This is a genomic window from Streptococcus sp. KR (assembly GCF_002238115.1).
Classification (GTDB): domain Bacteria; phylum Bacillota; class Bacilli; order Lactobacillales; family Streptococcaceae; genus Streptococcus.
In genome coordinates, this window is the sequence record NZ_NGVM01000007.1 from 65,847 (window position 1) to 79,187 (window position 13,341).

The 13,341-nt window shown below is 35.5% G+C and carries 14 protein-coding genes; 4 read left to right on the top strand and 10 right to left on the bottom strand.

Going from position 1 to position 13,341, the window contains the following annotated elements; all coding sequences use genetic code 11:
• Positions 1 to 151 precede the first annotated feature (151 nt).
• From CBI42_RS03955 to CBI42_RS03965, 3 genes are read left to right on the top strand one after another with little or no spacing between them, the layout of a single operon-like run.
• Positions 152 to 1,195, top strand: coding sequence for a dihydrolipoamide acetyltransferase (locus CBI42_RS03955; RefSeq protein WP_094753309.1), 1,044 nt, complete (start codon positions 152 to 154; stop codon positions 1,193 to 1,195).
• 45 nt (positions 1,196 to 1,240) lie between these two features.
• The gene (gene lpdA / locus CBI42_RS03960; protein ID WP_094753310.1) at positions 1,241 to 2,944 is read left to right on the top strand and encodes a dihydrolipoyl dehydrogenase; all 1,704 of its coding nucleotides are present in this window, start codon (positions 1,241 to 1,243) and stop codon (positions 2,942 to 2,944) included.
• Positions 2,945 to 3,003: 59 nt separating this feature from the next.
• Positions 3,004 to 3,993, top strand: coding sequence for a lipoate--protein ligase (locus tag CBI42_RS03965; RefSeq protein ID WP_094753311.1), 990 nt, complete (start codon positions 3,004 to 3,006; stop codon positions 3,991 to 3,993).
• 70 nt (positions 3,994 to 4,063) lie between these two features.
• Here CBI42_RS03965 and xerS read toward each other — a convergent pair whose 3' ends face one another.
• Both xerS and CBI42_RS03980 read right to left on the bottom strand, forming a co-directional pair.
• Complete coding sequence (gene xerS, locus CBI42_RS03970; protein ID WP_094753312.1) at positions 4,064 to 5,134, bottom strand: tyrosine recombinase XerS; 1,071 nt, start codon at positions 5,132 to 5,134, stop codon at positions 4,064 to 4,066.
• 360 nt (positions 5,135 to 5,494) lie between these two features.
• Positions 5,495 to 5,803 (bottom strand): hypothetical protein, encoded by a 309-nt coding sequence (locus tag CBI42_RS03980; RefSeq protein ID WP_239666239.1) that lies wholly within the window; start codon positions 5,801 to 5,803, stop codon positions 5,495 to 5,497.
• Positions 5,804 to 6,002: 199 nt separating this feature from the next.
• On the opposite strand from CBI42_RS03980, the gene CBI42_RS03985 reads away from it, so the two are divergent.
• Complete coding sequence (locus CBI42_RS03985; protein ID WP_049487198.1) at positions 6,003 to 6,848, top strand: hypothetical protein; 846 nt, start codon at positions 6,003 to 6,005, stop codon at positions 6,846 to 6,848.
• A gap of 28 nt (positions 6,849 to 6,876) precedes the next feature.
• Here the strand turns inward: CBI42_RS03985 and CBI42_RS03990 are convergent, their stop codons facing one another.
• The 8 genes from CBI42_RS03990 to CBI42_RS04025 form a co-directional block, all read right to left on the bottom strand.
• On the bottom strand, positions 6,877 to 7,569 hold the full coding sequence (locus CBI42_RS03990) for a hypothetical protein (RefSeq protein WP_049487197.1): 693 nt from the start codon (positions 7,567 to 7,569) through the stop codon (positions 6,877 to 6,879).
• The gene (locus tag CBI42_RS03995) at positions 7,550 to 8,062 is read right to left on the bottom strand and encodes a Panacea domain-containing protein (protein WP_049487196.1); all 513 of its coding nucleotides are present in this window, start codon (positions 8,060 to 8,062) and stop codon (positions 7,550 to 7,552) included. The genes CBI42_RS03990 and CBI42_RS03995 overlap by 20 nt, the downstream gene beginning before the upstream one ends.
• Positions 8,063 to 8,434: 372 nt before the next feature.
• The gene (locus CBI42_RS04000) at positions 8,435 to 9,388 is read right to left on the bottom strand and encodes a hypothetical protein (protein ID WP_061589736.1); all 954 of its coding nucleotides are present in this window, start codon (positions 9,386 to 9,388) and stop codon (positions 8,435 to 8,437) included.
• Positions 9,389 to 9,672: 284 nt separating this feature from the next.
• Positions 9,673 to 10,653: a helix-turn-helix domain-containing protein gene (locus tag CBI42_RS04005; RefSeq protein WP_049487194.1), complete on the bottom strand. Its 981-nt coding sequence runs from the start codon at positions 10,651 to 10,653 to the stop codon at positions 9,673 to 9,675.
• A gap of 367 nt (positions 10,654 to 11,020) precedes the next feature.
• Positions 11,021 to 11,311 (bottom strand): hypothetical protein, encoded by a 291-nt coding sequence (locus CBI42_RS04010; RefSeq protein ID WP_049487193.1) that lies wholly within the window; start codon positions 11,309 to 11,311, stop codon positions 11,021 to 11,023.
• Positions 11,292 to 11,684 carry a hypothetical protein gene (locus CBI42_RS04015; RefSeq protein ID WP_049487192.1) on the bottom strand — a complete coding sequence of 131 codons (393 nt, stop codon included), beginning with the start codon at positions 11,682 to 11,684 and terminating at the stop codon, positions 11,292 to 11,294. The genes CBI42_RS04010 and CBI42_RS04015 overlap by 20 nt, the downstream gene beginning before the upstream one ends.
• Positions 11,666 to 12,910, bottom strand: coding sequence for a hypothetical protein (locus tag CBI42_RS04020; RefSeq protein ID WP_094753314.1), 1,245 nt, complete (start codon positions 12,908 to 12,910; stop codon positions 11,666 to 11,668). Before CBI42_RS04020 ends, CBI42_RS04015 begins: the two co-directional genes overlap by 19 nt.
• A complete protein-coding gene (locus tag CBI42_RS04025; protein WP_042751197.1) occupies positions 12,910 to 13,341 on the bottom strand; it encodes a hypothetical protein in 432 nt (143 codons plus the stop codon). The genes CBI42_RS04020 and CBI42_RS04025 overlap by 1 nt, the downstream gene beginning before the upstream one ends.

Genomic DNA, 13,341 nt, shown 5'->3' on the forward strand with positions numbered 1-13,341 from the left:
TTTTAACGCCCTTTGTATCATTTAATTGAATTCGGACGGAGGTCTGCGAAAAAAAGATAGATTTCCTTGTGTTCATCGAACACATCGTCAATCTCCTATTTTTTCATTGCCCTCTGCGTCCTTAATATCTTAGTATAGAATTGGAGAGGTCATGGCTGATGACAAGCTAAGAGCGACTCCTGCAGCTAGAAAGTTAGCGGATGATTTAGGGATCAACCTCTACGACGTTTCTGGCTCAGGTGCAAACGGTCGTGTCCACAAAGAAGACGTGGAAACTTATAAAGACACAAACGTGGTTCGCATTTCGCCACTTGCAAAACGAATTGCCTTCGAACATAACATTGCTTGGCAGGAGATTCAAGGAACAGGTCATCGTGGTAAAATCATGAAGAAGGATGTTTTGGCCTTGCTTCCTGAAAATATCGAAAACGATACTATCAAGTCTCCTGCTCAAATCGAAAAAGCGGAAGAAGTTCCTGATAACGTAACACCATACGGTGAAATCGAGCGTATTCCTATGACACCAATGCGTAAGGTTATTGCCCAACGTATGGTTGAATCTTACCTAACTGCACCAACCTTCACCCTCAACTATGAAGTTGATATGACTGAAATGCTCGCCCTTCGTAAGAAGGTTCTGGAGTCAATCATGGAAGCAACTGGGAAGAAGACTACTGTAACAGACCTTCTTTCACTTGCAGTTGTTAAGACTCTTATGAAACACCCTTACATCAACGCTTCATTGACCGAAGATGGAAAGACCATTATCACTCATAACTACGTCAATCTTGCCATGGCAGTTGGAATGGATAATGGATTGATGACACCTGTTGTTTACAATGCTGAGAAGATGACTCTTTCAGAGTTGGTTGTAGCCTTCAAAGATGTTATTGGCCGTACCTTGGATGGCAAATTGGCTCCAAGTGAACTGCAAAATTCAACATTCACAATCAGTAACTTGGGAATGTTTGGCGTTCAGTCCTTTGGTCCTATCATCAACCAACCAAACTCAGCTATCCTTGGTGTGAGCTCGACAATTGAGAAGCCAGTTGTCGTCAATGGTGAGATTGTCATTCGCCCAATCATGAGTCTTGGTTTAACAATTGACCACCGTGTCGTAGATGGTATGGCTGGTGCTAAGTTTATGAAAGACTTGAAAGAATTGATTGAAAATCCAATCTCAATGTTGATTTAAGAACAAGAGTATTCATTTTAAAGATATAGATAAAGGAAGGAAGACATGGCCTTAGAAGTAATTATGCCAAAAGCCGGCGTGGATATGACAGAAGGACAAATCGTCCAATGGAATAAAAAAGTCGGAGAATTTGTAAAAGAAGGAGAAATCCTTTTGGAAATCATGACTGACAAAGTCAGCATGGAATTGGAAGCTGAAGAAGATGGGTACTTGATTGCCATTCTCAAAGGAGATGGTGAAACTGTCCCAGTAACGGAAGTTATCGGTTACCTTGGCGAAGAAGGGGAAAATATCCCAACAGCTGGAGCCGCAGCGCCAGAAGCTAGCCCAGCACCTGCAGCAAGTGCCTCAAGCGATGATGGTAAGAGCGATGATGCTTTTGATATTGTTGTGATTGGTGGAGGTCCTGCTGGTTATGTTGCAGCCATCAAAGCTGCCCAACTCGGCGGTAAGGTTGCCCTTGTTGAGAAATCTGAACTTGGTGGAACCTGCTTGAACCGTGGCTGTATCCCAACTAAGACCTATCTTCACAACGCTGAAATTATCGAAAACATCGGTCATGCTGCAAACCGTGGTATTGTGATTGAAAATCCAAACTTCACTGTAGATATGGATAAACTCCTTGAAACCAAGTCTAAGGTTGTCAATACTTTAGTTGGCGGAGTTGCAGGTCTGCTTCGTAGCTACGGAGTTACTGTTCATAAAGGAATTGGTACGATCACTAAGGACAAGAATGTCTTGGTAAATGGTTCTGAATTGCTTGAAACCAAGAAAATCATCCTTGCTGGTGGTTCAAAAGTCAGCAAGATCAACGTCCCTGGTATGGAATCTTCACTTGTGATGACCAGTGATGACATTCTCGAAATGAACGAAGTTCCAGAAAGTCTTGTTATCATCGGTGGTGGTGTTGTCGGTATCGAACTCGGTCAGGCCTTCATGACATTTGGTTCAAAAGTGACTGTTATCGAAATGATGGACCGTATCGTCCCAGCTATGGACTCTGAAGTTTCTAAGAACCTTCGCTTGATCCTTGAGCGTAAAGGTATGACTATCTTAACTGACACTAAACTCCAAGAAATCATTGAGGAAAATGGTGAACTTCGTATCAAGGTTGAAGGAAAAGACGATATCATCGCAAATAAAGCTCTTCTTTCAATTGGTCGTGTGCCAGACCTTGAAGGTATTGGAGAGGTTGAGTTTGAATTGGATCGTGGTCGTATCAAGGTCAACGAATACATGGAAACTTCTGTTCCAGGTATCTACGCACCAGGTGACATCAACGGTACGAAGATGTTGGCGCACGCAGCCTTCCGCATGGGTGAAGTTGCCGCTGAAAATGCCCTCAAAGGAAATCATGCTGTTGCCAAGTTGAACTTGACTCCTGCAGCTATCTACACTCTTCCTGAAGTAGCAGCAGTAGGTCTAACTGAAGAACAAGCTCGTGAGAAATACGATGTTGCCATCGGTAAATTCAACTTTGCTGCTAACGGTCGTGCCATTGCATCTGATGCTGCTCAAGGTTTCGTTAAAGTCATCGCAGATAAGAAATATGGAGAAATCCTTGGTGTTCACATCATCGGTCCTGCAGCTGCAGAATTGATCAATGAAGCATCAAGCATTATCGAAATGGAAATCACTGTTGAAGAAATGCTGAAGACCATTCACGGACACCCAACTTACTCTGAAGTGATGTACGAAGCATTTGCAGATGTTCTAGGAATGGCCATCCATTCACCTAAGAAAAAATAAAAGAAAGATAGATTAGACTGGAAAGATGTTTTCCAGTCTCTATCGTATAAAGGGATATCATGAAATATATTATCAATCATTCAAACGACACTGCTTTTAATATCGCCTTGGAAGAATATGCCTTTAAACACCTTTTGGATGAGGATCAAATCTTCCTACTTTGGATTAACAAGCCATCTATCATTGTTGGTCGTCATCAAAATACCATAGAAGAAATCAACCGTGATTATGTTCGAGAAAATGGTATTGAGGTGGTCCGCCGTATCAGCGGTGGTGGAGCCGTTTACCACGATTTAAATAACCTCAACTACACGATCATCTCCAAAGAAGATGAAAATAAGGCATTTGACTTCAAGAGCTTCTCAACTCCAGTTATCAATACTTTGGCTCAACTTGGAGTTAAAGCTGAGTTCACAGGTCGTAATGACCTTGAGATTGATGGTAAGAAGTTCTGTGGCAATGCCCAAGCCTATATCAACGGCCGTATCATGCACCACGGTTGCTTGCTCTTTGACGTTGATTTGTCAGTCCTTGCTAACGCCCTTAAGGTTTCAAAGGACAAATTTGAATCAAAAGGTGTGAAATCCGTCCGTGCCCGTGTAACCAATATTGTCAATGAACTACCAGAAAAAATCACAGTCGAAGAATTCCGTGACTTACTCTTGGAATACATGAAAAAAGAGTACCCAGAGATGACTGAATATGTTTTTTCTGAACAAGAATTGGCTGAAATTAACCGTATCAAGGATACCAAGTTTGGAACTTGGGACTGGAACTACGGTAAATCACCTGAATTTAACGTTCGTCGTGGAACAAAATTTACCAGTGGTAAGGTTGAAGTTTTTGCCAACGTCCTTGAATCAAAAATCCAAGACATCAAGATCTATGGTGACTTCTTTGGTATTGAAGACGTTGCTGCAGTAGAAGATGTCCTTCGTGGGGTGAAATACGAACGCGAAGACGTCCTTAAGGCGCTAGAAACCATTGATATCACACGCTATTTTGCTGGTATTAGCCGTGAAGAAATTGCTGAAGCGGTAGTAGGATAAATCAAAAAGAAGCTGGTCCTAAAACCAACTTCTTTTTGATATTTATTTACATAATTTAAAATACGTAAAATTATAAACTATCTAGAGCATTCTTTTGTTCATCATTAACGATATGGGTATAGAGGTCAGTGACTTGTGTACTGGCATGTCCTAGCTGGTGACTGACCAAAACTTGCGATTTAGTGGCATCATAGAGCCTGGTTGCTAGCGTATGGCGTAGTTTATGGGGTGTTACACGGACTTTGAAGTCCTCAGAGTACTTAGCAACCATCTTTTCCACACTGGAAGTATCGATACGATTAGGAACACCTCTGTAGAGAGTTAAAAAGAGTGCGGTATCCGTCTTTTCTGTCTTATAGCGTTGGTTTCGAATGGCCAGATAATTTTCTAGATAAGGCTTGGCAAAGGCAGCGACATTGACAGAGTCACGTTTGCCACCTTTTCGAGTGACATCAATAACCATCATTTTTAGATTGAGATCTCTTAGATCTAGATTAACAGCTTCAGATAAGCGGACACCAGACGCCAATAGAAGGGCAATAATGGCCAAATCACGTTCTTTATTTTTGTTGAATGATGAGAGAGCGCGATTTGAAAGTTGTTGTGGATACTCTTGGTCAATATAAGTTAGAAAACCTTCTGTTTCATCACCTAAAAAGAGTTTTTGCTTGATGTTTTCAGCTCTGGCAGCAAGTGTTTCTTTCTTTTTCTTAGTTGAAACTTTCTTCATTACATTACGATAAAAATAAGGTTCTCCCTGATCGTTTTCAACTTCCTCGGTCAAATACTTATAAAGACTAGAAAGTGCTGACAAAGTCCGATTGATGGTTGTCTGAGAAACTCCTTGCTTGGTTGTATTAGCATTCAGCAAAGGACGTTCACGTAGGTAAAGAATAAAATATTCCATGTCTTTCTTAGACATATTTTCCAAGACAGATAAAGGAATATCAGATATTTTATCAACGTTTGAAATTCCAGACTCCAAAATCCAGCTGAAAAATCGATCGTATTCCTTGAGGTATTCGTACAAGGTTGTAAAACTATAGGGAACAGCCAGCTTAGATTGGTAGTATTCCAGAACATACCAGGGCATGATTTGTTTTAGTTTGTCGATTCGTTCCAGTAAGATTTCACGTTTCATGATTTTCTCCATAAATAAGTCTACTAGTAGTATAGCATAGACTTATTTATTTTTCAAGAAAATTATAGTTTTTCGGAAAAATGTTATAGAGGACATAGATGCAAAGAAAACTATATTAAAAAAACTAGAAATTTTTTCAATTGTATATTTTGACAATAAAAAACACTTTAATATCAATTTAATGATTTTAGAGTGTTTTTAGCTTGTTTGATTTTAAAGTTGTCGTCTATTCCTCAGAATTACTTGAAGAACAGGAAAAATTCGACAACAAAGTAGTCAATCTATTCAGTTATAAAACCTATGAAGGTCTTTCTGCTGGAACTGGCTACTCCTCTTTGGAGATGGAGATTATACTCTTACTTATTCAACTGAAAATATCCCTAGAGTTTTTAAGATCATTTCATCATCCCAATTTGAAATATCAATCTTTACATTATTATCCATGCATATAGCTTTAAGCAATCTTAGTAAATTTTTATCGTCTGCATTTGAGAGTATGTTATCGTAACACTTAATCACATCTTCATTATCAGAAAAAACAATTGGAATTTTCCCTAGAGTTTTATTTAATTCTATCACCTCACCATGATAGTTGTCCTTCAACATAAATCTATTACCAAACAATTCAATAACAAAATCTCGTTTCATTTTTTTACTAAGGTTTTTCATTGATAATATTCTGAAATAAAGACACCAATAATCCCTGATGTGATGACTGAAGTAATTATAGTATTGATAATATTCAATTTAAAACTTCCTTTCATAACTTAATACTTACATTATATCATTGATTAATGATATTTCATTAAAGCGGATACTCAAATTTGTGCTAAAATAGTGTTATAAATATGAATTGGAGGTTATTGTAATGGAAAATCCTTGGAAAAATACTACTTCTGAAATATATAATGGTGAGGAGATAATCGTTGCTACTGCGGACCTGAAATATATTAAAAAGCTATTAAATTCAAAAAAATATCCCCCAGTAGATAAAGTAGATGATGATGCTAAAGGAAAAACAAAGAAAGCAGCAAAAGAAAAATATAAACTCCGACTAAATGTTTATCCTCAACATTTTGTTGGTGATATAGATAATGCAAAAATTATAATTTTAAGTTTAAACCCAGGATATAGCACAGAATATTATGATGCTTATAAAAACATCACTAATAAAAACGGCACTAATTACGAACAAATCATAAAAGAAAATCTAGAAATGAAACAGCCATTCTTCCACGCATTTGAATTAGCAAATGAAAGTGATCTAGGATATTGGGGAAATAAAATGAAATGCTGGGTTGAAGGCTATGATAAAAAAGATAATGAAGAACTTATTGAATCTTTAAAAAAGATAACTGAAGATATTGCACTTGCTGAGTTCTTTCCCTACCATTCTATATCTTATAACGGTATGTATGACAAATTAGGTAAAGGCACTTCCCCAAATAGTAATAGAAAAATAAAAGATTACCTTCCTACGCAAAAATTCCTCTTTGAAAAAATTAAAAAAAGAATTGATGACAAAAATGATGAAGTGATAATAATTCTTACTCGCTCATTTGCAAAATGGTATGAAGCTATTGAAGGTTTACGAGATTATAAGCATTGTTATGAAGTTAATAACACTAGGAATTTTTCACTAAACCCAGCTCAGATATATAAAGTACATAGAGACTCTGTAGAAGATGAATTAAAAGGCATAATTTTAAAATAATATAAAAAAAGAATCGACTGATTCTTTTTTAATTGATATTTTCAAGTGAAAACTCTCTATTATAATCTTTAACCTGTTCATATGTTTGATCCATAGCTTCTTCACTACTAAATAACCTATCCTTACCAGTTATTTTATCTTTACCCAAAAGTTTGCTGGGAATAAATAAATGATATGGATCTAGTAGAACTACTTCTAAATAGTGTTTGGTTCTTTCTTTTTTATGCGATGAAGGTTTAATTGTATAAACACAAATTACTCTAAATCTTCCCTCATGGGGTGACAAAATGTTGAAATTGTCCAAAATGGATGATTTTCTAAAATAAAATTCGTGAAAATCAACAAAAGTCTGATCTAAAAAATGATATAGGATATCTTTTATTCGTTTCCCTTGGTCGTTATTTCTAATAGTAATTCGTGAAGAGTTCCTTTGGATAATAGATGGTTCATTAACAAATTTATTTAAACATAATATTGTCTTCGAATCAGCACCAAATTCACTTTTCATATTTGAAAATTTTAAAGCTGGTAGATTAACAAATTTTTTTGAACAATCTTTAAAAACAACTTCTAATTTAATATCTTTAAAATCAATCCTGTTAGGTGGTGTGTATGATTCCGAATTAAATATTTTATCCTGGAATTTTATTTTCGCTTGTTTTTTTGGCTTGCCACCGAACACATCAACTGAAAACTGTTCATTACACATATTTTTCAGCATATTCGTCAACAATTACTTGAGGATCCATTTTTATATGCATTTCACCATCATTTTCCTCAAATGGGACACGCCATGCATCATCCTCATGAGTTCTATCAACCAAAGTAAAATCATCGACTTCATCAGTTTGTTGAATGATGCTGTCAATAAATTGAATCACATTCCTTTTTTCTGAAGGAGTAAGCTTTTCATTTAATTTATCTTCAGTCAATTCTACTGCTTCGTAACGATCATCACGATAAGCTATATAGACTTCATCATCAACTGGTCCGTACTTCCATGCTTCGAAATTTGGTTTAAATAAGAAATTAGTGTAATTAACAGATTCTAATTCCCCGACACTTTCTTCACCTGATAATTTTCCGTATGTTGCTCCATAAAAAGCAAATAAGAAATATAAAGTTTTTTGGATTTTAATTGGCGAGGCATCGCTTAATTTATAAAATAAATGATTTACAAGATCGGTTTTATCTTGAAAGATATAATCAGTCATTTCCCATTCTCCTTTTTAGTACAAAAAAATACAAGCAACACACATCTGTCACCTGCGTTTAACTTTATAATTATATTATACACCCTTATAAAACTTTGTCAATTATTTAGCCAATAAATTAAAAAATAATATCTACCTCAATAATTCTCAATATCTAAATAAAATGTACAATTGAACCACCACTTCTTCTGCTATTACTTGAGTATAAAATGTACAAATCAATTCCTTAAATCAGATGATATGATGCACTATAAAACATGCAAAACACCACTCAGAATAATGTACAAAATAAAGGACAATTTTTAAAGAATGTACTTTACACCATACACATGAAAAAGATTCACCCTTCTAATTAGTTAGACAGACGATTTTTTAAATAAAATTCTTCTTTTGATATGTACCCTGTTCTCTTCCTCGCCTTCCCAAAAAAGCAAACTCAATAAGGTCTTTAAATTCTTCTCTTTCTTCTGTTCCAGTGAGGTATAATTCACAGTTAAAGCCATTAAAATACACTACAGCTCTTTCAAAGTCATCGTATAACTGCCCTGATTCGTTGACTAAAATTTTAGGATCTAATAATTTATCAAGCAACAAATCAAAAGCATTGTTGTATTCCCATAAGACTAAAGAACATTCATCGTCATGCAACCCAATAAAGTTTTCAATTTCTTCAGATGTTGGATATGATACATCAATCATCTCTTCTCGATTTTTCAATAACCAAATGAATGCTTCATCCAAGCTTTGGTATTTCACTTTAGCCAACATAAACTTATCTAAAATTCGAACATTTAATTCAGAAATTGCTTTCTCACCCATTAACTTTTCTAGTGTTTTATAGCGAATAACTGGTGGTAGGTGAGAAAAAGCAGTTAGAACATTGGGGTCTGACAACACGGTAAGCTCGAATTTTGTAAAGTATTTTACAAATAAGAGTGAAAACAACTCAGACACTAGCTCTTCAGCTCTTAAATATTCTTCGTCAGAAGCTGGTTTGTTGATTTGTGTGTGGGCGTACTGGTTACATAGCTCTGCATTCTCTTGCACAATTTTTGAAAAATCATCTCTAAAGGAAGCATCTAGTTTTTCCCATAACTTATACGTCCGTGGAAATTTTTTAGGATTAGGATGTGCTATTTCACCTAATGTCATCTTAGATCCTTCACCTAAATTTAAAATTTTTCTCGAAATCAATTCCGTGAATTTGCGGATTAATACCAACTTACTACTAGTACTTACTCCACTATAATAGATATCTTTCACGAGTTCTATAATAACAACACCATAATCTTGATTTTCAAATTCTGTAAACTGTTTTTGACTCATAACACTTATTCTCCTTAAAAATAAGAAAAGCATATAATCGTACAAAATCATATGCTTTTATATCGTTAATCTCCAGAGTTTGACTCAATTTGAGCAATCATAACCTCTTTAATGGAAGTAACGACAATTGTTGCAAAGTCTAGTAGACTTAGAATAATTTTAGTTTTGTCAATTTGCATAACAAAATTCTCCTTCTAGGTACCCTTGTACCAAAAACCAGAAGGTTGCAACAACTTAATTTTAGTAGCCTTGGAATGGTTTGTCAAGGCCAATCTTAGATAAACTTAATAATCCAATAACAGCAACTCAGCCAGTTCATCAACACTCATATCAAGTGCTTTAGCTAAATTAACCACATTCTTGAATGGGATATACGCAATGTCTTTATTCCATCTTCGAATGGTTCGATGACTCACACCTACCACTTCGCCTAAGTCTTTCATTTTGAACCCCTTAGCTTCGTATAAGTCTTTCAAGGTCACTGAATTATCGTTCAAACCAATTTCTCCTGTTCTATAATCAATAACAAGGTCCCTTTGTGCATTTGGAATAAAGACATTAAAGCTCTTCTCGAACTTCTTGCCTAGTCGTTCTACATTCTGACCAGTGAAGGCTTTGCCGTTAGTAACAATAGCTTCCATGATAATACCTCTAGGCAGATACTCAAAGGATTGCTCTGCTTCTTCATCATCTGAAGCATCTAGTTTCTTAAAGACAGGTGTCACTCTGTAACAGATGTCTACACCATCTTCCAATGAATCAAGCAATATCTGTTCGAAGAATAACATCCCACAGGCAATATGCTTATGATTGCAAGTTGTAGCTCGATTACACCAATTGGTGATCATAACAAAGTTTTCTCTTTTATAGTAATCGAAATCAGTGCAATACTTAATGAGGGATTCAGCAATCAAGTGTCCTCTGTTAAATTCCCCTCTGTATGAACTTTCGAGAATCTGCTTTCTTCCATAAACTTTATCTGGTTTACTTTTCTTGCCTATATCTCTATAACATTCTTTGGATAATGAAACTTCTATTGCTCCGAGTTCGATATGTTTGTCAGCTTCTAACAAGATTTTATGTTGCCTAATATCTTGATATTCATTAATAGAAAACACTTTGTTTCCATTCAAAATGTAAAAACCACCTTCATGATATCTTGATGATTTCAGCAACTTTTCTAGCTCTTCATAACCGGCTTGAACTTCAAGCAACTCTTTTTCAGTAGGCTTGAGATATTGGGTATAAGTTTCTGAACTTGCCATAACACTTCCCTCCTTTATATTGTTGCTACCTTGATTATACCACTACTATAAAGGTGGTGCATTTACAGTATGGTTAAACTACAAAAAAGTAAAAAATTTTATTGTTAATGTAATGCCCAATAAAATGTACTTTATTCCAACTCATCTCACCCACTCCATACTCACCAAAATGTACAATTGAACACACTACCTAACTACCATAAATCACAACTCAAAATGTACATTATTCACCCCTAAAATAATGTACAAAACAAAAATAAAGTACACTTTTTAAAGAATGTACTTTATGCTTCTAATTCAGTTGCATCAAGGATTTTAGCCTTATCAAGTCAATTGTACATAAATTTTTGGTTTTAAAAATTCTTCTTTATACATCATCATACTTGACTAACATATTAGGTATTTTTGTTTCAAGACTCTTGCGGACTTTTCCTTGTATTGCAGTGTCCATTTGGCTGTTAATACTTGTTATTGTTGCTTTAGTATCTCTTGCAATTGTTTTCGATTTTTGGTCAAAACTTTCTTTTATTTGATTTTTAGCGACCTTTGCCAATTGGCATTGAGCCAGGATACGATTTCTTTCCATCATGCGATACATTTGTTTTAGAGCGTATTGGTATTCCTCATCAGTATAGTACTCATTCATTGGTGCTTGCATAATTTCTCCTTAGTTTTTGATATTCTTCATCTAAGATATTTTTTCTTTGTCGAAATTTTTTATCTATTTTTTCTTTTTCTTCTTCCAGTTTTATTTCATTAGTTCTATAAACTTGGTTAGAATGATATCTCAAATTTTCTATGTCTGTAAAGTACTCTCTAACACAATCAGCTGGTGATGAAAACTTTCTTAATACTAGGTACATTTTATCAGCTTCTTCGTTCATGATCTTTTCTAATCTTGCAGAACGTTCCTCTAATTCTAGTGTCTTTTTCTCTAACTTGTTCTTTTCAAGATAGTATTGTTCTTCGAGGTTAAGAATTTCCCTCTCTTTTTGTCTAACGGCATCCCATTTTACATCTCTGCTTTCCATTGTCTGAACTCCTTAGCAAATTGTGTGTCTGTTGCTACTGTTTTTTCGATGACTTCCTGTAATTGTTTATCCAAATTTTCGAATTCTTGGGCGGAAGCATTCATCTTAGCGACTATTTGATCCGTTTCTGCCTGAAAAGTATCGATAAACTGTGCTTGAGTGATACCTTGGCTAGCAAAAAGGGTTTCAACTTCATAGGGAGTCAAGGCTGTGTAGCTTGTAAAATCGATTTTTGACCAAATTTCTTGTAATTCTTGGTTAGCAATCTTGGCTAAGGCGCTCACTTCATCAGCTCCAGTTCTTGCTGCTGCAGCCATTGATGATGATAGGATAGAACCTTGAGCTGCATCTAAGTATATTTCCTCAGAGCTACTAATGCCACCTGATGACCATTTTGACTTCAAGTCCTTGTAATGAGCCATTCCTTGGAGACTGTTGGCATAAGCTCGATAAACACCACTAATTAAGGGTTTTCCACCTTTACCATCAACAACTTGACCTGTTACAGGATCAAACTCCCAATCATCGATATTGTGGCTAGTTCCGTCCAGCCAGTATATTGTATCAGGCATTTTTAAGAAAGATTTATTAAACCATTCGGGGTGATTGAAATCATTGATAACGACAACATTATCAGACTTTCTACGATAATCAATAAACATAGCTGGATTTTTGTCTATGAATGCTTTTTCCTCATTAGAAAGTGAAAGATAATAAAACCAGGCATTGAAGGTAGTCGTAGGGATGTGGTATTTAGCTCCTACCTTTAGCATATAAGAGCCTTGTGAATAACCCGATAGATGACTAACTTCATATCTGGGATCGTCCATGATTTCTTTTACGAAACGGTCCGCTACAAAATATTGGGGTGACAAAGATGTATCTCTTTCTACCAGCGCTGTAGAGATGTCAATCTTAGTAGGACTCCCTGGATCCGTCCCTGCAGCAATCACAGTTACATTTTTATAATCTGGTTCGCCGTTGACAATAGGTGCAACTGCCAGTCCATCAAATCCCGTTACTGGGTCAGACTTAGTGGCAACAACACGGAATTCTTGACCATCAGAAGTGGTTAAGGTGTTGGTTTCATCCGAAAATAACTTATCATCTGTTTTGGATACAACCTTCTTTTCAACTTCCCTTTCAGCATACTCAGAATTTACACTATAAACATTTTTCCCTTGATTTAATTCATTAAGTTGTTTATCAGTATAACTATACACCATTAATATTCTCCTTCTGAACCGTCTGAATAAACAACTTTTGTGAGTTTATTTGTCTTTCCCAAGTGACTATTCAAAAAATCTCGATCCTCTTTTCTGTTCTCTCTCTCTAAAGATATGTCAGAAATACGTTTATCTTTTTTCGAATAATTAATTTTATATTTTATACTTTTCTCATTAAAAAATAGTTCAACTACGCAAGTCCAACTTCCTGGTGGGTTTGTGTAGTTAGCATTAGAAAAACTAATTTTTTCAATACCCTCATAACTATCTTTTAAGGTTTCAACCAAACTAACTTCATATTCTCTATTTCGACGCTCTTCTTGGGATTTCCCTAACATAGAAAACATAAAAACACCTCCTGCTGTGATAATTGCGATTGACAAAAATATTAGTAACCTTTTATGACTTTTTTTGATGCCAGAATTACTCAT